A 23544-nucleotide genomic window follows, 5' to 3' on the forward strand; every position below is an offset into this window, starting at 1 on the left:
CTCCCATGGAAAACAGCGCCGTCCGTATCGCCCTGAGTGGCGATTACGACCCGCAAGTCACCGCCCACCAAGCCATTCCCGTCGCCCTCGGTCTGGTCGCCGAACACCTCAATCGCAACGTGCAATTCGAATGGCTGGCCACCGAGCAGATCCACGCCGATACACCACTCGGCGATTTCGACGGTTTCTGGTGCGTACCGGCCAGCCCCTACAAAAGTGAAGAAGGCGCACTGCGAGCGATCCGTTTTGCCCGCGAACAGCAGCGCCCTTTCCTCGGCACCTGCGGCGGCTTTCAGCATGCCGTGCTGGAATTTTCCCGCAACGTGTTGGGCTGGGTGGATGCGGAACATGGTGAAACATCACCCGACTCAGAACGCGCGGTACTCACGCCGTTGACCTGTTCGCTGGTCGAAGCGGTGGACAGCATTCACTTGGTGCCCGGATCGTTGATCGCCAAGGCGTACGAAACGTCTGAGATTCGTGAAGGTTATCGCTGCCGCTTCGGTGTGAATCCGCTGTTCGAACGGCAACTGTTGAACGATCGGCTACAAGCTGTCGGTCATGATTCGTCAGGGGATTTGCGCGCGATTGAACTTAAGGATCAGCGGTTCTTTGTCGCCACGCTATTTCAACCGGAACGTGCGGCGCTCAAAGGGTTGATGCCGCCGCTGGTGCGCGCGTTTGTCGAAGCTTGTGCGGAGGCACGTTGATGGCTTCCTGCTTTGCGGTGATTTTTACCTCGACTCGAACCGAGGGTGACAACGGCTATGCCGAGGCCGCTGAGCGCATGGCTGAGCTGGTCAGTGAGCAGCCGGGGTTTCTTGGGGTGGAGTCAGTCAGAGGCGCGGATGGCGTCGGGATTACGGTGTCGTATTGGCAGAGCGAAGCGGCGATTCTGGCGTGGCGGCAGAACCCGGAGCATCGGGTGATTCAGGAGCGTGGGCGCTCGGAATGGTATTCGGCGTTTCATACGCGGGTGTGCAAAGTCGAACGCGAGTATCGGTTCAGCCTGTGATGTTGGTGGTGAACTCACCGGCCTCATCGCTGGCAAGCCAGCTCCCACAGGTTATGCGCTGTTCTGAAGATCACACCGTATTTGTGGGAGCTGGCTTGCCAGCGACGGGGCCGGTACAGCCACTAAAAATATCAGCCGCGCACCAGACTGCGCACCGCCTCAATCTCCGGCACCTCAACCTTGCTCATATACACCCGCAACGGCTCGGTGATGTTGATCCGCTCGTCGATGTTCTGATCCAGCAATAGCTGAATCAACTCGCGCTTAAGGGTCATGGTCTGCGCCGTCGCCGGCGCCCAGACGAATTCACTCACAGGAATAATGCCGTCATCCGCCACGTCCATGCCGAACGAATCTTCGCTGAAACGCACGATGTATTGACCGGTCTTGCGGTTGAGGCCGACAAACCCCTTGAGATCGTCGGCAGCCTGGCAGATGAGTTGGGAGGTGATGCGCATGGTAAACCTCACGAAAAATGATCGATGGTTTACACGCAGGGCAACGGAGCGGCGCGCCCTCTGCCGGGACGTCTGCCGAGGGCAAGCGTACTGCAAACCGCGCCACAAAAGTGCAGGAAAAATCGCTTTTAATACGTTTATGTCGGTCCTGCGATAGCACGCAATCGATTCAGTTGTTAAAAGGTAGGTCTTTGAAAATGCCCTGCGAAAGGAACTCGAACATGCCCGCCACTTTCACCAAAAGCGCCCTGGTTCTGAGCCTGCTGCTCGGCCTCGGTCAGGCGCACGCCGCCAGCCACGCTGATCCCGACGCCGTTGCTGCGGCCCACGGCATCCCGCACCCAGCGGTGATCGCTCACCGTGGCGCGTCCTTCGATGCACCGGAATCCACCGCAGCGTCCTACAAACTGGCCCGCGACCTGGGCGCCGATTACCTGGAAATGGACCTGCAGCGCAGCAAGGACGGCGTGCTGTTCGCCCTGCACGACGACAACCTGCAACGCACCACCGACGTCGCCAGCAAGTTTCCGGAGCGCAAGGACGCCTCGGCCACCGCGTTCACCATGGCCGAACTGAAAACCCTCGACGCTGGCAGCTGGTTCAACGCCAAGTACCCCGATCGCGCGCGCCCTTCCTACGCCGGGCTGAAAATTCTGACCCTCGATGAAATCATCGACATCGCCCAGGCCAACCCGCAACACAAGCCGGGCCTGTACATCGAGACCAAAGAGCCGCAGCTGTTTCCCGGGATCGAGAAAGACCTCAAGGAAAAACTCCAGGATCGTGGCTGGCTGAGCCCGGCCGGTTCGAAGCTGGCGAAAAGCGCACTGGGTGTGGGTCAGGGTAAAGGCAAGGTGATCCTGCAGACGTTCGAGAAGAACAGCCTCGCCCTGCTGGAAAAAGAAATGCCGCAAGTGCCGAAGATCCTCCTGCTATGGGTTGGCGAAGGCAGCATCGAGCCAAAATCGAAAGTGACCTTTGCCGAGTCTGGCGAGAAAGACAAAAACGTTTTCTACGGCAAACAAGAGCCGAAGTCCGAAGCCGAATTCAAGCAATGGGTGGATTACGCCAAGGCCCAAGGTGCCATCGGTACCGGCCCGTCGGCGAAGCTGACCAAGGGCGGCGACCAGAGCTATTCGGATCTGGTGCAACCGTGGATGAACCAGTACACCCATGATCAAGGCCTGCTGGTGCACGTCTACACCGTCGATGAGCCGGTGGACTTCGACAAAGTCATGGCGGCCGGTGTCGACGGCATCTTCACCAACCGCGCCAGCGAATTGTTGAAGTTCTACAAACGCCCGGCGGCTGGCACGGTTGATCAGGTGTTGAAGAACAACGGCTTCTGATCTGAAATCGAGGCGCCTTCATCGCGGGCAAGCCACGCTCCCACAGGTTCTGTGCCGGTGCATGGCTTGCCCGTTTTGTTTGGGTGCGGGGTTTTAAGGGTGAGTTAAGTTGCGCTGGTTAACCTGAGGCCACTTAAACGAATCACCCCAAGGAATGAACCGATGAAAACTTTGACTGCCCTGTTTACTGCCGCTGCCCTGACTCTTACCGCTGGCCTGGCCCAGGCTGATGTTCGCGTTGACCAGATTCCGCAACTGGTCAAGGAAGGCAAGATCAAGTCGCTGGAATCGATGAATGCCGAAGCGCTGAAACTGCATCCGGGTGCAACTATTACTGACACGGACCTGGATAACCACTTCAACGGTTATGAGTATGAAGTTGAATTGAAAACTGCTGATGGCAAAGAGTTCGATGTGGACTTTGATGCGACCACTGGCAATGTGTTGAGCAACAAGCAAGACACTTGATACCGCGTATAAAGCAAGCCGCACGATTGAGAGATCGTGCGGCTTTTTTGTGTTCGGCTTTTTTAATTGGTTGTCAGTGAGATTTTTTCCCCCTCACCCCAACCCTCTCCCCCAGGGGGGCGAGGGGGAAGGGAGCAGATCGGGGACTTTTCAATGCCTGAGTTCGACTCGCAATCTTGAAGCCGATCAGGAAAACAACAAGGGCCTGAGTGCGCCTCGATATTTCAGGTCGGCGTAGCTCGAACAGTCACCGCGGTCAGTTCCCTCTCCCTTGGGAGAGGGCTAGGGTAAGGGGAAAAGGCGTCACACCGAGATGCTGACCAACGCCCCCGAAGTGCTCGAGTCGGAATCCTGCAACGCCTGCAACAGCGAGGCGGTGGCGGTGGACAGGGAGGCCGAGGTGGCGGTGATCTGCGCTTGTGCGGCAGCTACTTCGGCGGTTTTGGCATCCGAACTTTCCTGCTTCGCCTGGGCCGCTTGCAGCGCTTGCTGCTCCTCCTGCAATTGCTTCTGCAACTCGGCAATCTGCTTGCGCAGTTCTTTCACCGAATCCGATTCTTCACCGCTGGAATCGCTGTCACCCGCGGGTGCCGCACCACCGCCCGCAGCCACTTTGCTGGTGTCCGCTTTCACGCCAGTGCTGGCGGCTGCCGTGGTCGAGGTATCGTCACCAACGTCGCTGATTGCGGTTTTACTGGTGGGTGTCGTGACGGTCTGATTGATCGAAACTGAAGTAATGCTGACCATGGAAAGGCTCCAATGCCGGTTATAGATAACCGGTCATCGACCACGGCTGCTTCAATTTGAGATCGACTGTGTACCGACTCGGTATCCGAACCGGTACACAGGCATTGGCGTCAGGCACTCAGACGCGCGGTGACTTCGTTCAGCTCCCCCGACAGACTATGCAGGTTCTGACTGGCGCTTTCGGTGCGCTGCACGTTGTCGAGGTTGGTGCTGGCGATCGAGGTGATCTCGGTGAGGTTGCGCGAGATGTCCTCGGCCACCGAGGTCTGCTCTTCGGCGGCGGTAGCAATCTGACGGTTCATGTCGCGGATCGCTTCCACCGCGTGGGTGATGCGCTCTAGCATCGCGCCGGCCTGGGTCACCTGCTCGACGCTTTCATCACTGCGCGTCTGGCCGCTGTCGATGGCTTGCGCCGCGTCCACCGCGCCGGTCTGCACGCTCTGGATGATCTGGTTGATCTCGATGATCGACTCGGCGGTGCGTTGTGCGAGGTTGCGCACTTCATCGGCGACCACGGCAAAACCACGCCCGGCCTCACCGGCGCGCGCCGCTTCGATGGCCGCGTTCAAGGCCAGCAGGTTGGTCTGTTCGGCGATGCCGCGAATCACTTCCAGCACTTTGCCGATGCGGCCGCTGTCGGCTTCCAGACGACGGATCACCGTGGCGGTATTGGCGATTTCGCCGCGCATCTGGGTGATCGAATGGATGGTGCTCTGCATGACCTTTTCACCCTGCTGGGCGGACTGGTCGGCATCGTCGGCCGCACGCGCAGCATCAGCGGCGTGACGTGCGACTTCTTGCGCGGTGGCGGACATTTCGTTCATCGCCGTGGCCACTTGATCGGTGCGATTGAATTGTTCGTTGGTGCCGCCGGCCATGGTCGTGGCGATCGCATTCAACTCGCCACTGGCGCTATCCAGATCGCTGGCGCTGCGTTGCAAACGGGTGAAGGTTTCGGCGAGGAAATCGCGCAAGGTGTTGGCGGCGGCGGCGAGGTTGCCCAGCTCATCCTGGCGGTCGCTGACCACGCGCTCGGCGAGTTTGCCGCGACTCAACTGAGTGACGTAATCGATGAGTTTGCGGATCGGTTCGACCAGGTTGCGGTTGACCAGCCACAGGCTCAGCAGGCCGATCAGCAGGCCCGATGCGAGCATCACCAACAGCCCCAGCCACACGGTGCGATCGGCGTCAGCACTGATCAGCGCCGATTGCGCGGTGCCCTGTTTGCGCAGTTCGGCAACCAGTTCACTCATCTGGTCGCTGGCGGCACGGTCGACACCTTTGACCGCGCTGTCGCCCGCCGTCGGATCGCCACCAGCCGCTACGTAGGCATCGCGGCCCTTCTGGTAGGCAGCGCCGAGCAGACGATGTTCTTCACGCAGACGTTCGATGCGGTTTTTCAGGCTCGGCTCGATGCCTTTCTGGCTGGCCAGTTCACCGAGGATGTTCTGCACATCGCGCTGACGATCCTCGAACTGACCCCAATATTTGGCCAGATCCGCCGGCTGCTTGCCGCGCAGCAGAACGTTTTTCCATTCCTGCACCTGCACCTTGAATTGCAGGTTGGCCTCGTCGATCAATTGCGAAGTGTGCAAGGGACCGGCGATCAACTGGCTGTAACTCTGCACGCCGTTGGAGAGGAAATGAAAACAGGCCAGGGCAATCAACAGCACCGCCAGCAGGCTGCCGCTCAGCAGGGCGAGAATTTGCGCTCTCAGGGATTTTTGCAGCATCGAAAGATACTCAGGACAAGGATGAGGCACGCCCGGTAAGGCGTGAAATTTTGCCGGACATCCCTGTCGGCACGCCTTGGCTCATGGCCAAGCGCGCGCAACGTAACCCAAGTGTGATCGGCACGCCAGAGCGCCTCTTGAAGAAAATCCGACCATCGGTAAGTCGCTGACTTGACGTCACTTTGCCGTCACATAAACGTCATGTGACATTGCGATGATGCGGCTCAGTGAACCTGCCATTTGCACAACCGACGCACCCTCCTCGCAGCGAGCCTTCATGAACCACAGCCTCGATATCAGCCATCGCGATCCCGATCTGTTTGGCCTGCTCTACGGCTATCGCTTCCTGCCCGGTGAACGTGGCCGCGAAGTCGATTCCGCCACGGCGTTGCGCTGTTTGCAGGACGACAGCGACAGTGGCGAATTTCTTTGGCTGCACCTCAATCTGGCGCACGCGGCGTGCGAGCGCTGGATGAAAAGTCATCTGCAATTGCCCGAAGAGTTTTTCGAGGCGTTGCATGAAGGCTCGCGGTCGACGCGCATCGAGCATGTCGACTCGGCGTTGCTGGCGGTGGTCAACGATGTGGTGTTCAACCTCAGCAGCATGGTCTCCTCGGACGTGTCGACGCTGTGGGTCTGTGTGCGCAGCAAACTGATCGTCAGTGCGCGTCTGCAACCGCTGCACTCGGTGGATAAATTGCGCTCGTCGGTGAAAGCCGGCGAGCGCTTTCGTTCGCCATCGGAATTGCTCGTGCATCTGCTGCGCGATCAGGGTGAAGTGCTGACGCAGATTGTGCGCAAGACCAGCATGAGCGTCGATCAAGTCGAGGACGAATTGCTCTCCTCCCGGCTGTCGACCAACCGTGCCGAACTCGGTGCCAATCGCCGCGTGTTGGTGCGTTTACAACGGCTGCTGGCGCTGGAGCCGGGCTCGTTGCTGCGTCTGCTCAACCGGCCGCCGCCCTGGTTGCAAAAGGAAGACGTCAAGGAGTTGCGCAAATCCACCGAGGAGTTTGCGCTGATCATCAACGACCTCACCGCCCTTGGCGAGCGGATCAAACTGTTGCAGGAAGAGATCGCCGCCAACCTCAACGAACAGAGCAACCGCACGCTGTTCACCCTGACCGTGGTGACGGTACTGGCGCTGCCGATCAACATCATTGCCGGTTTCTTCGGGATGAATGTGGGTGGGGTGCCGTTGTCGCAAGATCCGGAAGGGTTCTGGATTTTGGTTGCACTGGTGGCGACGTTTACCGTGATTGCCGGGCGTTGGGCGTTTCGCAAACGCGGGGATTACTGACGCCTGAACGCTCGTTCCCACGCTCTGCGTGGGAATGCATCAAGTGACGCTCTGCGTCACAGGGACGCGGAGCGTCCCGGGCGTCATTCCCACGCAGAGCGTGGGAACGAGCAGAAGACCGACGGTGGGGCTAATCAGCCAAACACTGACATGGCGCAGTCTCTCTGTAACATTCTGCAACGATCATGGGCGACATTCCTTCCCTCGCTCAGGATTGTCCTGCCATGGCTACTCCCTCCCTGACCGCCAGCCCCGCGTCCGCCCACAGTGGCAGGCCAGCCCTCGACAAAAAAACCGGCCCGTTTACCTACGTGATCTTTTTCGCCGTGTTGGCGATGGGAATGCTGTTCACCGCTTACAGCCTGATGCACGACATGCACGAACTCGGCACGGTAGTCACCACGTGGACGCCGTTCCTGCTGCTCGGCGTGGCGCTGCTGATTGCCCTGGGTTTCGAGTTCGTCAACGGTTTCCACGACACCGCCAACGCCGTCGCGACGGTGATCTACACCCACTCGTTACCGCCGAATGTCGCGGTGGTCTGGTCGGGGTTCTTCAACTTTCTCGGCGTGTTGCTTTCGAGCGGCGCGGTGGCGTTCGGCATCATCGCGTTGCTGCCGGTGGAGTTGATTCTGCAGGTCGGTTCGTCTGCCGGTTTCTCGATGATTTTCGCCCTGCTGATCGCGGCGATCCTGTGGAACCTCGGCACCTGGTGGCTGGGCTTGCCGGCGTCGTCTTCGCACACGCTGATCGGTTCGATCATCGGCGTCGGCGTGGCCAACGCCTTGATGCACGGCCGTGACGGCACCAGCGGTGTCGATTGGGCGCAGGCGACCAAGATTGGTTACGCCTTGCTGCTCTCGCCGCTGGTAGGTTTCGGTTGCGCGGCGCTGTTGCTGCTGGCGCTGCGTGCGTTCGTGAAGAATCGCGCGCTGTACAAGGCCCCTAAAGGCAACACCCCGCCGCCGTGGTGGATTCGCGGTTTGCTGATTCTGACCTGCACCGGCGTGTCCTTCGCCCACGGCTCCAATGACGGCCAGAAAGGCATGGGCCTGATCATGCTGATTCTGGTCGGCACATTGCCGATGGCCTACGCCTTGAACCGCACCATGCCCGAAGAACAATCGCTGCAGTTTGCCGCCGTGGCGCAAGTCACCCAGCAGGCGCTGGTGAAAAGTGCACCGCTGCCGACGCCCGCCGATCCGCGTGCGGTCCTCTCCGATTATGTGCGCAGCAAGGACGCCACGCCGCAACTGATCCCCGCCCTCGCCGCCCTCACTGGGCACATCGGTGAAGAAGTCAAAGGCTACGGTTCACTGGCGAAAGTCCCGGCCGAAGCCATGGGTAACGTGCGTAACGACATGTACCTGGCCAGCGAAAGCATTCGCCTGATGGACAAAAACAGGGTCGGCAATTTCGACGCCGACACCAGCGGCAAACTGCAACTGTTCAAGCAACAGATCGACAACGCCACGCGGTTTATTCCGCTGTGGGTGAAGATCGCCGTGGCCATCGCGCTGGCGCTGGGCACCATGGTCGGCTGGAAGCGGATTGTGGTGACGGTCGGCGAGAAGATCGGCAAGACCCACCTGACCTATGCCCAGGGCGCCTCGGCGGAAACCGTGGCGATGTTGACCATTGGCGCGGCGGACATGTTTGGTTTGCCCGTTTCGACGACCCATGTGTTGTCTTCGGGGGTGGCCGGGACCATGGTCGCCAACGGTGGCGGGTTGCAGATGAGGACCATCCGCAATCTGTTGATGGCGTGGGTGCTGACACTCCCCGCCGCCATTCTGCTGTCAGGCAGCCTCTACTGGCTGTTCACCCAGATCTTCTGACCGACGAAGATCCCCTGTAGGAGTGAGCCTGCTCGCGATAGCGGTGTGTCAGTCAACATTGATTAAACTGACACACCGCTATCGCGAGCAGGCTCACTCCTACAGTTTTGGTGTTCAGGTTCAGAGCGCGGAGCGAATCAGATCGCCAAGCCAATCCATGAACACGCGCACTCGCAAAGGTAAGTGTCGCTGCCTGGCATAGAGCAATGAAATCCCCATCGCCGGCGCGGTGAATTGCGGCAATACGGTCACCAGTTCGCCGTTTTCCAGATGCGGCTGCATACCGGTGCGCGGCACCTGCGTCAGACCAAAACCGCCCAGGCACGCCGACTCGTAAGCGTCAGTGCTGTTGACCGTAATGCTGCCAGCCATCGGCAAGCGTTTAACCTGACCGCCCTCCTCGTACACAAAACCTTCCGAACGCGAACCCAATACGCCGACGTAATGCACCAGCCGATGCTGCGCGAGATCTTCCAGGGTTTGCGGCACGCCGTAGCGCTCGAGGTACGCGGGGCTGGCGCAGTTGACCATCTGGAAGTCGCCGAGGTGCCTCGCGACCACCGACTGATCCGGTTGCGCGCCGATGCGCACCACGCAATCGAAGCCTTCGCTGAGCAGATCAACCCGGCGATCGGTGCTGCTGATTTCCAGTTCCAGGTTCGGGTGACGCTCCATGAACTGCGGCAGGCGCGGCATGATCAGACGCCGCGCGAGAATGTTCGGCATGTCCACCCGAATGCGCCCGGTCAGCGACGCCTCGTCCTGGCGGAACAAGCCCTCGATCTCGTCCATGTGCGAGAGCAGATCCTTGCTGCGCTCGTACAACACCAGGCCGTCCTGCGTCGCCTGCACCTTGCGCGTGGTGCGTTGCAGCAGACGCGTGCCGAGCAGGGTTTCCAGCGCTTGCACATGTTCGGACACGGTCGAGCGCGGCAAGCCAAGGCTCTCGCCCGCGAGGGTAAAACTCGACAGTTCGCTGACCCGGACGAAGGTGCGCAGCAGTTCCAGTTTGTTCATGGGCCACCTATTGATTGTTCGGTTTAACCGATCAGTGATTCCGGTTTCAGTCTGTTTATCACCATAGGACGGACAAATAAACTTTGATCCATCACCTGATCACTCACGGCAATCGAGGAAAAACCATGGACCGCAAAATCGCATTGATCACCGGCGCCAGTCGTGGCCTGGGAAAAAACGCCGCCCTGCACCTCGCCGCTCAAGGCATCGACATCATCGGCACCTACAACAGTCGCGCCGATGAGGCCCAAGCGCTGGTGCTTGAACTGGAAAAATTCGGCGGCAAAGCCGTGATGCTGCAACTGGATGTCAGCCGCAGCGAGAGTTTTGCCGGTTTCGGTGCGCAGGTTGAGCACGCGTTGCAGGAAACCTTCAAACGTCAGCGCTTTGATTTCCTGATCAACAATGCCGGGATCGGCGTGCACGCGCTGTTCGCCGAAACCACGCCGGAGCAGTTCGATCTGCTGATGAATATTCAGTTGAAAGGGCCGTTCTTCCTGACCCAGCAATTGCTCCCCCTGATCAACGACGGCGGCCGGATCATCAATATTTCCAGCGGCCTGACCCGTTTCAGCTTGCCGGGTTACGGCGCTTATGCGGCGATGAAAGGGGCAATGGAAGTGCTGACCCGTTATCAGGCCAAAGAGCTGGGTGCGCGGCAGATTGGTGTAAACATTCTCGCGCCGGGGGCCATCGAAACTGACTTCGGTGGTGGTGCCGTGCGCGACAATGCGGCGGTGAATGCGATGGTCGCCGACAACACCGCGCTGGGCCGGGCCGGGCAGCCGGATGATATTGGCGGGGCGTTGGCGTTGTTGCTGTCGCCCGGTGCGCAGTGGATCAATGGTCAGCGGGTCGAGGCATCTGGCGGCATGTTCCTCTAACCAACGCTGAAAACACTTGCCCCCTATAGGAGCTGTCGAAGGCTGCGATCTTTTGATGTTGCCCTTAAAAATCAACAGCAAAAGATCGCAGCCTTCGGCAGCTCCTACATGGAGATGGGGGTTAGCCCTGACAAGCGTTGCGGGTCATGAAGCGTTCGCGCAGTACGTCGTAGCCCCAGTGATACGCGTAGGTGTACGGCAGAAAGAACAGCAACACGCCGATGTCGAGCAAAAACGCCTGCCACAGGCTGACCGACAGCCACCAGGCAATCAGCGGCACGCCCATCACGATCAAACCACCTTCGAACAGCAACGCGTGCACCACCCGTACCCAGGCATTGTGCGCAACGTTCATACGCGCCAGCAGACGATCGAAGAAGCGGTTGAACACCACGTTCCAGCCCAGCGCCAACAGGGCGATCAACACCGTCACCGCGCCCATTTCAAGCATCGGTTTTTGCATGATCCACGCCAGCAACGGGGTGCAGATCAGAATCGCCAGCAGTTCGAAACCGATGGCCTGGAAAATACGTTCAGAGATGGATTTGTGGGCAGTCATGGCCTGACTCCTTGAGTGAAGATGGTTGCCATGATCTATCTTGATACCGATACTTCATAACCAATAACCATCGATCAAGGCGATAGTTGATGATCTCGCAGGAAGTGCTGTTGGCATTTGTCCAGGCGGCGACCCAAGGCTCGTTTTCGGCAGCGGCGCGCAAACTGGGGCGCAGTCAGTCGACGATCAGCGCGGCGGTGGCCAGCCTTGAGATCGATCTGGATCTGCAGTTGTTCGATCGCAGCAGCCGCAAACCGGCGCTGACCCCGGCCGGGCATGTGATGCTGCAACGCGCTGAGGCGATTCTGGCGGCCAGCAGTCGTCTGGAAATGACTGCGCGGCAGTTGTCCCAAGGCGTCGAGCCGAAGCTGACCGTGGCGATTTCCGACACTTATCAGTCGGACCGTTTTGAAGCGGCGCTGGTCGGGTTTGAGCAGCGTTATCCGGATCTGGAGCTGGAATGCCTGATCGCCGAATGCGATGACCTGATCGAACTGGTGCAGCGCGGTCGTGCGCATCTGGCCTTCGCCGAAATGCAAGAGAACTACCCACCGGACCTGGCGACCTCGACGGTGGCCGAGCGCACGGAAATCGCCCTGTTCGTCAATCGCGATCACGCGCTGGCCAAGCTTGATCTCGTTGATCAACACATCCTGGAACAACACCGTGAATTGCGCCTGGCGACTATCGTCAATCCTTACGACAGTCGCGGCAAAGGTCGGGTGTGGTCGGCGCCGAGTTATCTGATGTTGCTGGAAATGGCCGAAAAAGGTTTTGGCTGGGCGCCGTTGCCGCGTTGGCTGGCGCAGCGTTTTGGCAATGATTTGCTGGTGGAGTTGAAGGTGCGCGGCTGGCCTAAGCCGGTGTTTGTCGATGCGTTGTGGTCGCGGCTGTATCCGCCGGGGCCGGCGGGGAGCTGGTTGTTGAGCAAGATGCTGGAATAGCGGCGCTGCCAATCGCTGGCAAGCCTGAAGTCAAAAGCCCCTCACCCCAGCCCTCTCCCGGAGGGAGAGGGCTGGGGTGAGGGCCATTCCAGCGCCATGAGCCGCCCTTCGATAAAACGCCGCTCCGGCTCTTGCCGGGTCAGCTCCAAGGCCCGCATATACGCAGCCCGCGCTTCTTCCACCCTACCCAACTGCCGACAAAACTCCGCCCGCGCCGAATGCGCCAAGTGGTAATCCTGCAACTCGCCGCGACCCAAAATCCCTTCAATCAGATTCAAACCGTTCAGCGCCCCATCCCGCTTGGCCACCGCCACCGCCCGGTTCAACTCGATCACCGGCGAAGGCATCGCACGCAACAGCACGTCATACAAACCAACGATCTGCTCCCAATCCGTCTCCCCCGCCGACGGCGCCTCAGCATGAACCGCCGCAATCGCCGCCTGCAAACAGTATGGCCCAAACCGCCGTGTCGTCAGCGCACGCTCAACCAGCGCACTACCTTCAGCAATCAGCCCGGCATCCCACTGAGATCGATCCTGATCATCCAGCAGCACCAGTTCACCACTCGGCGAAGTGCGCGCCGACCGTCGCGACTCGTGCAACAGCATCATCGCCAGCAGCCCCATCACCTCCGGCTCCGGTAGCAATTCCATCAACAGTCGGCCAAGCCGTATCGCCTCGCGGGTCAGATCTTCACGGATCAACTCGGCTCCGCACGACGCCGAATACCCTTCGTTGAACACCAGATAAATCACCCGCAACACGCTATCGAGGCGCTCGGGCAGTTCGCTCAGGCTCGGTACTTGATAGGGAATTTTCGCGTCACGAATCTTCGCTTTGGCGCGCACGATGCGCTGGGCAATCGCTGCCGGCGCGGAGAGAAAGGCGCGGGCGATTTCCTCGGTGGTCAGGTCGCAGACTTCGCGCAACGTCAGCGGCACTTGCGCATCCGCCGCCAGCGCCGGGTGACAACAAGTGAAAATCAGCCGCAGACGATCGTCTTCCACGTCTTCACCGCTCCAGTCCGCCTGTTCCAGTTCTTCCAGCTGCGCCAACAACAATGGCTGCGAGGCCTTGAACCGCGCGCGGCGGCGCAACACATCAATTGCCTTGAAGCGCCCGGTAGACACCAGCCAGGTGCGCGGGTTGTCCGGCACGCCGTCGCGCTGCCAGCGTTCGACCGCGACGAAGAACGCCTCGTGCAAGGCTTCTTCGGCGAGGTCGAAATCACCCAGCAAGCGAATCAGCGTCGCCAGGATCCGCCGCGATTCTTCGCGGTAGACCTGCTCGACCCGCGCCTTGACCTCAGACATTCAATTGCCGCACCGGTCGTACTTCAACGCTGCCCACCCGCGCGGCCGGAATATCGCCGGCAACCTGAATCGCTTCGTTGAGGTCCTTGGCGTCGATCAGGTAGAAACCGGCCAATTGCTCCTTGGTTTCGGCGAACGGGCCGTCGGTGATCGACAGTTTGCCGTTGCGCATACGCACCGTGGTGGCGGTCTGCACCGACTCCAGCGCCTCGGCGGCAACCATCCGCCCGCTGCCCTGGATCGACTCGGCGTAGGCCCAGCACTCGGCGTCCTCCGGGCTGTCGGGCGATGAATGCAGCAGGCGTTCATCGCTGTAGACCAGGCATAAATACTTCATGGCGTTCTCCTGAATCGGACGGTTCAACTATGGCTGAAGATCAGGGGGTCACATCGAACAGCGTCGCACCGCTCATCGGATCAAACGGCGCCGACCAGTGTTCGTGGGCGATTTTCCACGCCCCACCAACCTGCCGATAGCAAACGGTGACGCGCATCCAGCAGCTCTGGGTTTCGCCCTTGTCATTGGTGCCGCCGCAGTTGGCCACCCAGTGGGCGAAAGCGATGTTGTCAGCACTTTCGATGGCGATTTCGTGGAACTCGAAAATGTGCGGGCCGGGGCACATTTCCATGCACTCGACCCAGTGCGCGCGGTAGGCGGCTTTACCCTTGAATTGCAGGGCCTTGATCGCGTCGAAAGAGACGATGTCGTCGGCGTACAGCGCCATGACTTTCTCCACGTCCTTTTTCATGACGGCTTCGCGGTAGGTGTTGATCAGGGTCTGGATATCGGTTTGTGCGCTCATGCTGTTCTCCGTGGTTTTTGTTGTGAAGACACCCTTAGTCGTTCGGCGAACGGGCAGATCGACAGGCGAAACAAAAAATTTCCGCAGAAGACAAAATCGCTAGAATCCGAGCCTCATCTTTGTAGGAAAAAGGAAATTCCCGTGTCAGCCCAACTCGTGCCGTACGACAACCTGAACGCCTTGCAGCGTGAGCAAGTCGAGGCGATTGAAATCCATGCCGAGCAGATCAAGTTCTCCGGTGATATCCACGGTGCTTTGCACACCCTGCTGTCGAAACCCGGCCCCGGGGTGAAGGGCTTTGCGCTGCTGGCGGATGACGTGCCGGTGGCGTTTCTGTTGCTCAAGCGCCCGCCGGTGTTGCCGGCTTGGGCCGATGAACACAGCGCCACCCTGCATGCGTTGCAGGTCGATCGCCGCGCTCAGGGCAAGGGTTACGGCAAGGCGTGTCTGCAAGCGTTGCCCGAAGTTGCACGTCAGGCGTGGCCGGAGATCAAGGGGCTGGAATTGTCGGTGGATGCGGATAACGACGCGGCCATCGCGCTGTACGCCAAGCACGGCTACGTCGACAGCGGCGAAGCGTACAAGGGCCGGATCGGTTACGAACGGCGCATGGGCCTGTTTTTCTAAGTCATCGAGGGAAGCACGATGATCGACTCAATCGAAGCACTGGAAGCGATTTACGGACTGCCGCATGAACGAGCGCTGCGCAAGCAGATCGGTTTTCTCAACGAGGACTATCAAGCAATGGTGCGCCTGTCGCCGCTGGTGATTGTCAGCTCGGTGGGCACCGATGGCCTGGATAATTCGCCGCGCGGTGACAAAGCCGGGTTTGTGCGGATCATTGACGAACGCACGCTGGCGTTGCCCGATCGCCCAGGTAACAACCGCATCGATACTCTGCGCAATGTGCTGCACGATTCGCGGGTGTCGTTGTTGTTCATTATTCCGGGGATTGGCGAGACGTTGCGGGTCAATGGTACGGCGACGATCAGCGCTGATCCGCAGTTGCTGGAAAGCTTTGCGGTGAACGGCAAACCGGCGAAAACGGTGTTGCTGGTGACGGTGGAAGCGGCGTTCTTTCATTGTTCCAAAGCGTTTGTACGCTCGGATGCGTGGAATCCTGAAACGCATCTGCCGCGCTCGGCTCTGCCCTCCGCCGGCGCGTTTCACAAACGCCTGAACGATGGCGAGTTCGACGCCGAAACCTACGACCGCGAAGCACCGAAACGAGTTGCCGACACCCTCTACTGATACTCCCGTAAATGATCGTTAAATGATCGTTCCCACGCTCTGCGTGAGAATGCAGCCGGGGACGCTCTGCGTCCCAAAGTCGTGACGCAGAGCGTCACAGGAAACATTCCCACACGGAGCGTGGGAACGATCAGTATCGGGCTGGCTTTAGAGAGTAAGGATCATCTCGTGCCACGCCATGCCGCCGTGATCCGACTCCGACGGTTTGATGTAGGCAAAACCAAACCCGGCATACAAAGGGATGTGCTTTTCCTTGCACATCAGATGAATCGTCGCCTTACCCATCCCGCGCATCCGCTCGATGAACTCGCCCATCAAGCGCTTGGCCAGCCCCTGCCCTTGATAATCCGGGTGCACCACCACGGACATGATCACCACGTTCGGCCCTTTCGGGTCGTGGCCGATCAGCTCCTTAAACGCCTCGTCCGACATCTGCACGTCAAACGCCGCGCCGGAATTGACGAAGCCTGCCACCACGCCCTCCACTTCGGCGACGACAAAACCTTCCGGCCAGGTGGCAATGCGCGTGGCGATCTTCTCGCGGGTGGCCGCTTCGTCACCTTCGTAGGCAACGGTTTCGATGGCGTAGCAGCGGTCCAGGTCGGCGGCGGTGACGTTGCGGATAACGGTGTTCATGGCGGCTCGGAAATCGGCAGAAGAAAGTGCCGAAAGCATAAAGGAATAAGGCCTGCATATCGATGCGCAAGGGCGGCGTAAAGCCTGCGTATAAGTGCTTTTCTTCGGGTTCGCGGCGGGCTATTTCTCAGGTGTGTCTCTGACTACCCTTGGGGGAAACCGCTTATGAGCAGCGTTGAAATCGGCCTGTTGATGGTGTTGGGCATCAGTACGTTCGGCTTTATCACTCTGGGCATCGACCTGTTGCGGGCGCGACGGTTGGGCAAAGGCAAGCGGGGTTGAAAACCATGAGGCGGATCATTGATCCGCCTCATGCTTGTCGGCTCAGGCCTTGGTATCGACCGGCACGCAGATTTCCAGTTTGCCGGTGTGCAGCTTCGGATTGAAATCCGCGCTGTAACGCTCCAGCTCCGGGGCGTTGAGCTCCACGTAATGAGAGGTCGGCAACCAGGTCTTGTAGATGTATTGCAGGGTTTGTGGCAATTGCTCGAGCGGTCCTTTGTGCTCGAATACTGCGTACTGGCGAGGCAGCACTTCGACCCACTGGTAGACCTTCTGGTCGAGGTCATCGAGCTTACTGATTTCCACCCCGGCGATGTAATCGAAGCCGCCCTTGCCGTCGAAATTGCTGCAGACACCGTAGGTCACTTCGTTCTTTTGCCCCTGGATCTTTCCCAGGTGCGGCAAGAACTTTTCCCACAGCGCCGGGATGTCTTTGGCTGTGTCTTGGGTAAATCGACCGCGAAAACCTGCAATCAGCAAGAAGTGTCCATGTTCGAAGCGAGGTTCAGCCACTTCGACGCGTTTTTGCTCATCCATGACTCGACTCCTGGAACAAAAAAAGGGGTTCGGCTGGGAGTATAGAAAGCCCGATCCAAATCGCACGGTTACAGCGCGTGCAACTGCTCGACGGCGCCCGAACCGACAAATTCGTTGTAGCCAGATACGATCACGTACACCGCGAAATAGCAGAAGATCGCTGCAGATGCCATGTAGGAATAGCGTAATAGCTTATCGCCCAAGAGCTTGCCGCCATGGCTCGCAGCGAAGCACAAACCGGCGGACCACAGCAGTCCGGCGCAGAGGAACCCACCGAGGAACAGCGCCGAACTCAAAGGACCGCCACCACCGGAACGCGCAATCAAGGTGCCGCCCACCGCCGCGAACCAGAGAATCGCGCTCGGCGACGACATGGCGAGAAATATCCCCCGGAAGAACTCTTTGCGATGGGAGTTCTGCCCCACTTCCGCCGTCTCGGCCAGCAGCGCTTCGTGATGGATCGCCGAGTAAATCATCTTCGCCGCAAAGTAGATCAGCAGCGCCGAACCACCAATCCACAAAACCCAACGCACGGTCTCGTATTGCAGCAAAACGGTCATCCCGGCCAGCGCCAGAACCGCATAAACCAGGTCGCCAACACAGGTGCCGAGGCCCAGCGCAAAGCCCTGAAAGTAACCGCGCTGCATCGCCAGGGTGATCATGGCGATGTTGGCCACGCCGATATCCAGGCACAGCGAAAGGCTCAGCAAGAAGCCGCTGGTGAATTCCATCTACCGATTTCCTTGGGACAAAATTGTTTACAAACGGGCTGGACAGTATGCCATCACTGACCTTATCTTCCGCCACAGGTCACCGCAGTGACCAGCGTCGCTCGGACGGTTCCGGGCGCTTACGTTATCCGAGGCAACAATGGCTGAACAAGGTTCGCCGCGCCGCTTTGCGCGCATAGATCGACTCCCCCCTTATGTTTTCAACATCACCGCCGAGCTGAAAATGGCTGCCAGGCGTCGTGGTGAAGACATCATCGACTTGAGCATGGGCAACCCCGACGGCGCCACGCCGCCGCATATTGTCGAAAAACTCGTCCAGGTTGCCCAACGCGAAGACACCCATGGTTACTCCACATCCAAGGGTATTCCGCGTCTGCGCCGGGCGATTTCCAACTGGTACAAGCAACGCTACGAGGTCGACATCGACCCGGAAAGCGAAGCCATCGTCACCATCGGTTCCAAGGAAGGCCTGGCGCATTTGATGCTGGCGACCCTGGATCAGGGCGACACCGTATTGGTGCCAAACCCGAGCTACCCGATTCACATCTACGGTGCGGTGATTGCCGGTGCCCAGGTGCGTTCGGTGCCGCTGGTGCCAGGCGTGGACTTCTTCGACGAACTGGAACGGGCCATTCGCGGTTCGATTCCGAAACCGAAAATGATGATCCTCGGCTTCCCATCGAATCCGACCGCACAGTGCGTGGAACTGGATTTCTTCGAACGGGTGATCGCCCTCGCCAAGCAGTACGACGTGCTGGTGATTCACGATCTGGCTTACGCCGACATCGTCTACGACGGCTGGAAAGCCCCGTCGATCATGCAGGTGCCAGGCGCCAAGGACATTGCGGTGGAGTTCTTCACCCTGTCCAAGAGCTACAACATGGCCGGCTGGCGCATCGGTTTCATGGTCGGTAACCCGGAACTGGTCAACGCTCTGGCGCGGATCAAGAGCTACCACGACTACGGCACCTTCACCCCGCTGCAAGTGGCGGCGATTGCCGCGCTGGAAGGCGATCAGCAGTGTGTGCGCGACATCGCCGAGCAGTATCGCCAGCGCCGCAACGTGCTGGTCAAAGGCCTGCATGAACTGGGCTGGATGGTTGAGAATCCGAAGGCGTCGATGTACGTCTGGGCGAAGATCCCTGAGGCCTACGCGCATCTGGGTTCGTTGGAGTTTGCCAAGAAACTGCTGGCCGAGGCCAAGGTCTGCGTCTCGCCGGGGGTGGGGTTTGGTGAGTATGGCGACGATCATGTGCGCTTTGCGCTGATCGAAAACCAGGACCGGATTCGTCAGGCGGTGCGCGGGATTCGCGGGATGTTCCGGGCGGATGGGTTAGTTACCAAATAACTGACCCACCTCTGATCGTTCCCACGCTCCGCGTGGGAATGCCTCAATGGACGCTCTGCGTCCGCTTTGGGACGCAGAGCGTCCCGGGCTGCATTCCCACGCAGAGCGTGGGAACGATCACCCACAAAAAAACCGCATCGCTGCGGTTTTTTTGTGTCTGCGTGAAGCCGCTTAAACGAACAGCGACAACAGCAGGATAAAGCCCAACGCGACGATGGAGAGGATGGTTTCCATCGCCGTCCAGGTCTTGAACGTCTCGGCCACGGTCATGTTGAAGTACTGCTTCACCAACCAGAAACCGGCGTCGTTCACGTGGGACAGGATCAGCGAACCGGCGCCGGTGGCCAGCACCAGCAACTCACGGTTAACGCCCGGGATCATCCCCACCACCGGCACGACAATGCCCGCGCCCGTGATGGTCGCCACAGTCGCCGAACCGGTCGCGATACGGATCACCGCCGCCACCAGCCACGCCAACAGGATCGGCGAGATCTGCGCGCTGACCGCCATGTGGCCAATCACGTCGCCCACACCGCTGGTGACCAGCATCTGCTTGAAGCCACCGCCGGCACCGATGATCAGAATGATCGCGGCGGTTGGCGCCAGGCTCGCGTCGAGCCACTTGAGCATCTGCTGCGAACCGATGCCCTGCTTGTGCCCGAAGGTGTACAGCGACAGCAGCAACGCCAGCAGCAGTGCCGAGATCGGGTGACCGATCATGTCCATCCAGGTGCGGAAGAAGTGACCGTCCGGCAGCGCCACGTCAGCGAAGGTTTTCAGCAGCATCAGGAACACCGGCAGCAGCACGGTGATCAGGGTGATGCTGAAGCTCGGCAGCGTGGTCGAGTCGTCATTTTCGCGGGCCAGTTGATCGACCAGTTCCTGATTCGGGTGACCCGGAATGTGCTTGGCGATGAACGTACCGAAGATCGGACCAGCAATGATCGCGGTCGGCAGCGCAACGATCAGACCGTAGAGAATGGTCTTGCCGATGTCAGCGCCAAACACGCCGATGGCCAGCAGCGGACCCGGGTGCGGTGGCACCAGACCGTGCACGGCGGACAGACCAGCGAGCAGTGGGATACCGATCTTGATGATCGACACGCCGGTGCGGCGCGCAACGATGAACACCAACGGAATCAGCAGGACAAAGCCGATTTCGAAGAACAGCGGGATGCCCACCAGAAACGCGGCGAACATCATCGCCCACTGGACTTTGTCTTTACCGAACGCACGGATCAGGGTCTGGGCGATCTGATCCGCCCCGCCCGATTCGGCCATCATTTTGCCGAGCATGGTGCCCAGCGCAAGGATGATGCCGACAAAACCGAGCACGCCACCGAAGCCGTCCTGGAACGCTTTGATGATGGTGCCGATCGGCATGCCCGACGTCAGGCCGAGGAACGCGGCGGCGATGGTCAGGGAAATGAACGGGTGAATCTTGAATTTGGTGATCAGGATAATCAGGCCGATTACCGTGACCACTGCATCGAGCAGCAGGTAGGCGTCGTGGGACATGCCAAACATTGGGGGTGTCTCCTGGATTGTTGTTGTTATTAAAGCGGGTTAAACAGAAGTCGGAAGGACAGCGCTATCTCTTTCAACACACTCATACCGCCTGCTTCAGACCGTGGGCCTGCCACCAGACGTGAGCCTGGGATGCCAGCTCTTCAACGCTGTGGATCGAAGCATTCAACGCCAACGTCAACGGCTCACCCTTCGGCGATTCGAGGGTGGCGAACTGGCTTTCGATCAACGTCGCGGGCATAAAGTGGCCCGGACGGTGGGACACACGTTCAGCGGCAACTTCAGGGGTCAATTCAAGAAACACGAAACCCAGGCCCGGCAAGGCGCTGCGCAACACTTCGCGATAACTGTGTTTAAGGGCCGAGCAAGTCAGCACCGGGCGTTTGCCCAGCGCGTCGACGCGACGCAGTTCATCGCACAGGCTGTCGAGCCAGCCGGCACGGTCGTCGTCGTTCAGGGGGATCCCCGCGCTCATCTTTTCGATGTTCGCGGCCGGATGGAAAGTATCGCCTTCAATGGCAGTGGCGCCGCTCAATTGGCACAGGGCCTCGCTGACGCACGTCTTGCCGCAACCGGCAACGCCCATGATGACCAGGGCGGTGATGGGATGACTCATATAACACCTCAGCGCGCAGACAGCGCTACCTTTGCTAGCTATGACTCTAGTGCACAGGCAGAAGTTGCCGACGCCTTCTTGTCGTTTTTTTGGGTTGCAGCAGGTTTGTTCCCAACGCCAAAAAGCGAAGATCAGGCAGGACCTCGCTTACGCATTTACAGCTGCATCAGGACAGCGCTACCTTAGTGCCTTGATTTTTGTTTGGCAAGCCGCCCGATGACCTCCCCTAAAAACGATAAAAATACCCGCACCACCGGCCGTCCCACCCTGAATGAAGTTGCCCGCCTGGCCGGTGTCAGCCCGATTACCGCCTCCCGGGCCTTGCGCGGTGTCAGCACCGTGGCCACTGACCTTGTGGAAAAAGTCCAGAAAGCCGCGCTCGAACTCAACTACGTGGTCAACCCTGCCGCCCGCGCATTGGCCTCGGCGCAGAGCCATTCGGTCGTGGTATTAGTGCCTTCACTGTCCAACCTTCTGTTCATCGATACGCTGGAAGCCATTCATCGGGTGCTCACGCCCAAAGGCTTCGAAGTGCTGATCGGCAACTTCCACTATTCACGCGATGAAGAAGAAAACCTGCTGCGCAACTACATGGCCTATCAGCCGCGTGGATTTTTGCTGACCGGGTTTGATCGCACGGAAAGTTCACGACGGATGATCGAGGCGAGCAATATTCCCTGCGTGTACATGATGGAACTGGACAGCGCTGCCGGGGTGAATTGCGTCGGCTTCTCGCAGCTCAGTGCCGGTGAAACGGCGGCCGAGCATTTGCTCTCACGTGGGCGCAAGCGTCTGGCTTACATCGGTGCGCAACTTGATCAGCGCACGTTGTTGCGCGGTGAAGGCTTTCGCAAAGCGTTGCAAAAGGCCGGGCGTTACGACCCGGATCTGGAAGTACTGACGCCTCGTTCTTCATCGGTGGGCTTGGGCGGGGAGTTGTTTTTGCAATTGCTCGCGGCGCATCCGGACGTTGATGCGATCTTCTTTGGCAACGACGACCTGGCGCAGGGTGCGTTACTGGAAGCGCTGCGTCACGGCATCAAGATTCCCGAGCAGGTGGCGATTCTCGGTTTTAACGACTTGCCGATGTCAGAGCACATGGTGCCGCGCCTGAGCAGCATCAACACCCCGCGTGAAGCGATCGGCCGGCGCGCGGCGGAGCAGATGCTGACGTTGATGGCCGGTAACAGCGTGGCGCGTCCGGTGGAAGACATGGGCTTTGAACTGAAGATTCGCGAAAGTACCTGACAACAGGTAACCGATCGTTCCCACGCTCTGCGTGGGAACGATCAACCGCCCAACAATTCGACGAGGGCATGCGCGCCCTTCTGCAATGGCTGGCTCTTGAGCCACACCGCATGCACCGGCATCACCAGTCCGTTTTCGATGTTGCGGAAATTCAGCCGTTTCAGTCGCCCGGATTCGATCCGCGACTGCACCACCGACAACGGAAAATTGCCCCAGCCCAATCCCGCCTCGACCATTTCCATCGCCGTCTCAAGGCTATCGGTGCGCCAATACGACTCCGCCACCAACGGCCGCGTTTCACTGATCGGCAAGTCACGACTGGCGACGATGATTTGCCGTACATGCACCAGATCCTCAAGAAACAGATCCTGACCCCGCAACAACGGACTGTCCGCCGCCAGGGTGGCAATCATCCGTTCGCTGCCGACAAACTGAAAACGCTCCAGCACATTCATGCTCAATCCGGCGAACGCCAGGCACAGGCTGACGCGGCCGCTGTGCAGCATCGCCAACACGTCGTCCTGCGGTGCGGTCAGCACTTCGATATCGAGCAACGGATGGTGCTCGGCGATCACCTTGATCGCCGCCAGCAAACGGCGCCGGTCGATGTCCGCGACTACGCCGATCGACAACTTGCTCTCCAGCCCCAACGACAGTTCCACCGCATGCACTTGCAACTGCTTGAGTTGCTCGGCAATCAGCCGCGCGTGTGGCACTAGCGACAGCGCCATCGCCGTGGGTTGCGGTTCGCGATGGCTGCGGTCGAACAGCAGATAACCGAGTTCCGCCTCAAGGTTGCCGATCCCCATACTCACGGCCGACGGGACTTTGCCCAACGCACGCGCCGCCGCCGAAAACGAGCCGCGTTCGATTACGGCAAGAAACAGCTCGATGCTGTCACTGTTGAAATTCAATTTGCACACCTATCAACAAAACTGAA

26 protein-coding genes are annotated in these 23544 nt (G+C 59.4%); 12 read left to right on the plus strand and 14 right to left on the minus strand.

Features of this window, described 5'->3' with window-relative positions:
* Positions 1-5: 5 nt before the first annotated feature.
* Positions 6-710, plus strand: a complete 705-nt coding sequence (locus CKW26_RS07790) for a CTP synthase (protein WP_095048146.1) — start codon at positions 6-8, stop codon at positions 708-710.
* Positions 710-1015, plus strand: coding sequence for an antibiotic biosynthesis monooxygenase (locus CKW26_RS07795; RefSeq protein WP_095048147.1), 306 nt, complete (start codon positions 710-712; stop codon positions 1013-1015). Before CKW26_RS07790 ends, CKW26_RS07795 begins: the two co-directional genes overlap by 1 nt.
* A gap of 131 nt (positions 1016-1146) precedes the next feature.
* Here the strand turns inward: CKW26_RS07795 and CKW26_RS07800 are convergent, their stop codons facing one another.
* On the minus strand, positions 1147-1473 hold the full coding sequence (locus tag CKW26_RS07800; protein ID WP_095048148.1) for a DUF2025 family protein: 327 nt from the start codon (positions 1471-1473) through the stop codon (positions 1147-1149).
* Positions 1474-1694: 221 nt separating this feature from the next.
* Between CKW26_RS07800 and CKW26_RS07805 the strand changes: the two genes are divergently transcribed.
* Both CKW26_RS07805 and CKW26_RS07810 read left to right on the plus strand, forming a co-directional pair.
* Positions 1695-2822 carry a glycerophosphodiester phosphodiesterase gene (locus CKW26_RS07805; protein ID WP_095048149.1) on the plus strand — a complete coding sequence of 376 codons (1128 nt, stop codon included), beginning with the start codon at positions 1695-1697 and terminating at the stop codon, positions 2820-2822.
* A 162-nt stretch (positions 2823-2984) separates the two neighbouring features.
* A complete protein-coding gene (locus CKW26_RS07810; protein ID WP_095048150.1) occupies positions 2985-3290 on the plus strand; it encodes a PepSY domain-containing protein in 306 nt (101 codons plus the stop codon).
* A 303-nt stretch (positions 3291-3593) separates the two neighbouring features.
* On the opposite strand, the gene CKW26_RS07815 is transcribed toward CKW26_RS07810, so the two are convergent.
* Together CKW26_RS07815 and CKW26_RS07820 are read right to left on the minus strand one after the other, a co-directional pair.
* Positions 3594-4037 carry a hypothetical protein gene (locus CKW26_RS07815; RefSeq protein WP_095048151.1) on the minus strand — a complete coding sequence of 148 codons (444 nt, stop codon included), beginning with the start codon at positions 4035-4037 and terminating at the stop codon, positions 3594-3596.
* Between the two features lie 110 nt (positions 4038-4147).
* Complete coding sequence (locus CKW26_RS07820) at positions 4148-5770, minus strand: methyl-accepting chemotaxis protein (protein ID WP_095048152.1); 1623 nt, start codon at positions 5768-5770, stop codon at positions 4148-4150.
* Between the two features lie 277 nt (positions 5771-6047).
* Here CKW26_RS07820 and CKW26_RS07825 point away from each other — a divergent pair, with 277 nt between their 5' ends.
* Positions 6048-7070 carry a transporter gene (locus tag CKW26_RS07825; protein WP_007917764.1) on the plus strand — a complete coding sequence of 341 codons (1023 nt, stop codon included), beginning with the start codon at positions 6048-6050 and terminating at the stop codon, positions 7068-7070.
* Positions 7071-7294: 224 nt separating this feature from the next.
* Positions 7295-8908, plus strand: a complete 1614-nt coding sequence (locus CKW26_RS07830) for an inorganic phosphate transporter (RefSeq protein WP_095048153.1) — start codon at positions 7295-7297, stop codon at positions 8906-8908.
* Between the two features lie 120 nt (positions 8909-9028).
* Here CKW26_RS07830 and CKW26_RS07835 read toward each other — a convergent pair whose 3' ends face one another.
* Positions 9029-9925, minus strand: coding sequence for a LysR family transcriptional regulator (locus CKW26_RS07835; protein ID WP_095048154.1), 897 nt, complete (start codon positions 9923-9925; stop codon positions 9029-9031).
* A 125-nt stretch (positions 9926-10050) separates the two neighbouring features.
* Between CKW26_RS07835 and CKW26_RS07840 the strand changes: the two genes are divergently transcribed.
* Positions 10051-10809, plus strand: a complete 759-nt coding sequence (locus CKW26_RS07840; protein ID WP_095048155.1) for an SDR family NAD(P)-dependent oxidoreductase — start codon at positions 10051-10053, stop codon at positions 10807-10809.
* A 121-nt stretch (positions 10810-10930) separates the two neighbouring features.
* Here CKW26_RS07840 and CKW26_RS07845 read toward each other — a convergent pair whose 3' ends face one another.
* A complete protein-coding gene (locus tag CKW26_RS07845; RefSeq protein WP_095048156.1) occupies positions 10931-11368 on the minus strand; it encodes a multidrug/biocide efflux PACE transporter in 438 nt (145 codons plus the stop codon).
* Positions 11369-11457: 89 nt separating this feature from the next.
* Between CKW26_RS07845 and CKW26_RS07850 the strand changes: the two genes are divergently transcribed.
* Positions 11458-12312 carry a LysR family transcriptional regulator gene (locus tag CKW26_RS07850; protein ID WP_095048157.1) on the plus strand — a complete coding sequence of 285 codons (855 nt, stop codon included), beginning with the start codon at positions 11458-11460 and terminating at the stop codon, positions 12310-12312.
* Positions 12313-12353: 41 nt separating this feature from the next.
* On the opposite strand, the gene CKW26_RS07855 is transcribed toward CKW26_RS07850, so the two are convergent.
* The 3 genes from CKW26_RS07855 to CKW26_RS07865 are packed head-to-tail and all read right to left on the minus strand — an operon-like array spanning position 12354 to position 14428.
* The gene (locus CKW26_RS07855) at positions 12354-13625 is read right to left on the minus strand and encodes an RNA polymerase sigma factor (protein WP_095048158.1); all 1272 of its coding nucleotides are present in this window, start codon (positions 13623-13625) and stop codon (positions 12354-12356) included.
* Positions 13618-13962 carry a YciI family protein gene (locus CKW26_RS07860; RefSeq protein ID WP_095048159.1) on the minus strand — a complete coding sequence of 115 codons (345 nt, stop codon included), beginning with the start codon at positions 13960-13962 and terminating at the stop codon, positions 13618-13620. Before CKW26_RS07860 ends, CKW26_RS07855 begins: the two co-directional genes overlap by 8 nt.
* A 40-nt stretch (positions 13963-14002) precedes the next feature.
* Positions 14003-14428 carry a nuclear transport factor 2 family protein gene (locus tag CKW26_RS07865; protein ID WP_095048160.1) on the minus strand — a complete coding sequence of 142 codons (426 nt, stop codon included), beginning with the start codon at positions 14426-14428 and terminating at the stop codon, positions 14003-14005.
* A gap of 141 nt (positions 14429-14569) precedes the next feature.
* On the opposite strand from CKW26_RS07865, the gene CKW26_RS07870 reads away from it, so the two are divergent.
* Both CKW26_RS07870 and CKW26_RS07875 read left to right on the plus strand, forming a co-directional pair.
* Positions 14570-15055: a GNAT family N-acetyltransferase gene (locus tag CKW26_RS07870; RefSeq protein ID WP_095048161.1), complete on the plus strand. Its 486-nt coding sequence runs from the start codon at positions 14570-14572 to the stop codon at positions 15053-15055.
* A gap of 18 nt (positions 15056-15073) precedes the next feature.
* Complete coding sequence (locus CKW26_RS07875; protein WP_095048162.1) at positions 15074-15679, plus strand: pyridoxamine 5'-phosphate oxidase family protein; 606 nt, start codon at positions 15074-15076, stop codon at positions 15677-15679.
* A 147-nt stretch (positions 15680-15826) separates the two neighbouring features.
* Here CKW26_RS07875 and CKW26_RS07880 read toward each other — a convergent pair whose 3' ends face one another.
* The 3 genes from CKW26_RS07880 to CKW26_RS07890 form a co-directional block, all read right to left on the minus strand.
* Positions 15827-16315 (minus strand): GNAT family N-acetyltransferase, encoded by a 489-nt coding sequence (locus tag CKW26_RS07880; protein WP_095048163.1) that lies wholly within the window; start codon positions 16313-16315, stop codon positions 15827-15829.
* A gap of 324 nt (positions 16316-16639) precedes the next feature.
* Positions 16640-17134, minus strand: coding sequence for a GyrI-like domain-containing protein (locus CKW26_RS07885; RefSeq protein ID WP_095048164.1), 495 nt, complete (start codon positions 17132-17134; stop codon positions 16640-16642).
* 68 nt (positions 17135-17202) lie between these two features.
* Entirely contained in the window at positions 17203-17865 is a 663-nt protein-coding gene (locus CKW26_RS07890; protein WP_095048165.1) for a LysE family translocator, read from the minus strand.
* Positions 17866-18004: 139 nt separating this feature from the next.
* Between CKW26_RS07890 and alaC the strand changes: the two genes are divergently transcribed.
* Positions 18005-19213, plus strand: coding sequence for an alanine transaminase (gene alaC, locus CKW26_RS07895; protein ID WP_053122962.1), 1209 nt, complete (start codon positions 18005-18007; stop codon positions 19211-19213).
* 171 nt (positions 19214-19384) lie between these two features.
* Here alaC and CKW26_RS07900 read toward each other — a convergent pair whose 3' ends face one another.
* Positions 19385-20740, minus strand: a complete 1356-nt coding sequence (locus CKW26_RS07900) for a GntP family permease (RefSeq protein WP_095048166.1) — start codon at positions 20738-20740, stop codon at positions 19385-19387.
* A gap of 82 nt (positions 20741-20822) precedes the next feature.
* A complete protein-coding gene (locus CKW26_RS07905) occupies positions 20823-21356 on the minus strand; it encodes a gluconokinase (RefSeq protein WP_095048167.1) in 534 nt (177 codons plus the stop codon).
* Between the two features lie 216 nt (positions 21357-21572).
* Between CKW26_RS07905 and CKW26_RS07910 the strand changes: the two genes are divergently transcribed.
* Positions 21573-22604, plus strand: coding sequence for a LacI family DNA-binding transcriptional regulator (locus CKW26_RS07910; RefSeq protein ID WP_095048168.1), 1032 nt, complete (start codon positions 21573-21575; stop codon positions 22602-22604).
* Positions 22605-22645: 41 nt separating this feature from the next.
* Here CKW26_RS07910 and CKW26_RS07915 read toward each other — a convergent pair whose 3' ends face one another.
* Entirely contained in the window at positions 22646-23518 is an 873-nt protein-coding gene (locus tag CKW26_RS07915; protein ID WP_095048169.1) for a LysR family transcriptional regulator, read from the minus strand.
* Between the last annotated feature and the right edge of the window lie 26 nt (positions 23519-23544).

This window comes from Pseudomonas sp. Irchel s3h9, from assembly GCF_900187475.1.
Classification (GTDB): domain Bacteria; phylum Pseudomonadota; class Gammaproteobacteria; order Pseudomonadales; family Pseudomonadaceae; genus Aquipseudomonas; species Aquipseudomonas neuropathica.

Bases quoted from the DNA above. Each gene is read 5' to 3' on its own strand.
- CKW26_RS07900 (WP_095048166.1), bottom strand. From the start codon at position 20,740: ATGTTTGGCATGTCCCACGACGCCTACCTGCTGCTCGATGCAGTGGTC.
- CKW26_RS07855 (WP_095048158.1), bottom strand. From the start codon at position 13,625: ATGTCTGAGGTCAAGGCGCGGGTCGAGCAGGTCTACCGCGAAGAATCG.
- CKW26_RS07835 (WP_095048154.1), bottom strand. From the start codon at position 9,925: ATGAACAAACTGGAACTGCTGCGCACCTTCGTCCGGGTCAGCGAACTG.
- CKW26_RS07820 (WP_095048152.1), bottom strand. From the start codon at position 5,770: ATGCTGCAAAAATCCCTGAGAGCGCAAATTCTCGCCCTGCTGAGCGGC.
- CKW26_RS07830 (WP_095048153.1), top strand. From the start codon at position 7,295: ATGGCTACTCCCTCCCTGACCGCCAGCCCCGCGTCCGCCCACAGTGGC.
- CKW26_RS07815 (WP_095048151.1), bottom strand. From the start codon at position 4,037: ATGGTCAGCATTACTTCAGTTTCGATCAATCAGACCGTCACGACACCC.
- CKW26_RS07810 (WP_095048150.1), top strand. From the start codon at position 2,985: ATGAAAACTTTGACTGCCCTGTTTACTGCCGCTGCCCTGACTCTTACC.
- CKW26_RS07800 (WP_095048148.1), bottom strand. From the start codon at position 1,473: ATGCGCATCACCTCCCAACTCATCTGCCAGGCTGCCGACGATCTCAAG.
- CKW26_RS07790 (WP_095048146.1), top strand. From the start codon at position 6: ATGGAAAACAGCGCCGTCCGTATCGCCCTGAGTGGCGATTACGACCCG.
- CKW26_RS07860 (WP_095048159.1), bottom strand. From the start codon at position 13,962: ATGAAGTATTTATGCCTGGTCTACAGCGATGAACGCCTGCTGCATTCA.
- CKW26_RS07875 (WP_095048162.1), top strand. From the start codon at position 15,074: ATGATCGACTCAATCGAAGCACTGGAAGCGATTTACGGACTGCCGCAT.
- alaC (WP_053122962.1), top strand. From the start codon at position 18,005: ATGGCTGAACAAGGTTCGCCGCGCCGCTTTGCGCGCATAGATCGACTC.
- CKW26_RS07890 (WP_095048165.1), bottom strand. From the start codon at position 17,865: ATGGAATTCACCAGCGGCTTCTTGCTGAGCCTTTCGCTGTGCCTGGAT.
- CKW26_RS07880 (WP_095048163.1), bottom strand. From the start codon at position 16,315: ATGAACACCGTTATCCGCAACGTCACCGCCGCCGACCTGGACCGCTGC.
- CKW26_RS07805 (WP_095048149.1), top strand. From the start codon at position 1,695: ATGCCCGCCACTTTCACCAAAAGCGCCCTGGTTCTGAGCCTGCTGCTC.
- CKW26_RS07850 (WP_095048157.1), top strand. From the start codon at position 11,458: ATGATCTCGCAGGAAGTGCTGTTGGCATTTGTCCAGGCGGCGACCCAA.
- CKW26_RS07910 (WP_095048168.1), top strand. From the start codon at position 21,573: ATGACCTCCCCTAAAAACGATAAAAATACCCGCACCACCGGCCGTCCC.
- CKW26_RS07825 (WP_007917764.1), top strand. From the start codon at position 6,048: ATGAACCACAGCCTCGATATCAGCCATCGCGATCCCGATCTGTTTGGC.
- CKW26_RS07905 (WP_095048167.1), bottom strand. From the start codon at position 21,356: ATGAGTCATCCCATCACCGCCCTGGTCATCATGGGCGTTGCCGGTTGC.
- CKW26_RS07845 (WP_095048156.1), bottom strand. From the start codon at position 11,368: ATGACTGCCCACAAATCCATCTCTGAACGTATTTTCCAGGCCATCGGT.
- CKW26_RS07865 (WP_095048160.1), bottom strand. From the start codon at position 14,428: ATGAGCGCACAAACCGATATCCAGACCCTGATCAACACCTACCGCGAA.
- CKW26_RS07840 (WP_095048155.1), top strand. From the start codon at position 10,051: ATGGACCGCAAAATCGCATTGATCACCGGCGCCAGTCGTGGCCTGGGA.
- CKW26_RS07795 (WP_095048147.1), top strand. From the start codon at position 710: ATGGCTTCCTGCTTTGCGGTGATTTTTACCTCGACTCGAACCGAGGGT.
- CKW26_RS07885 (WP_095048164.1), bottom strand. From the start codon at position 17,134: ATGGATGAGCAAAAACGCGTCGAAGTGGCTGAACCTCGCTTCGAACAT.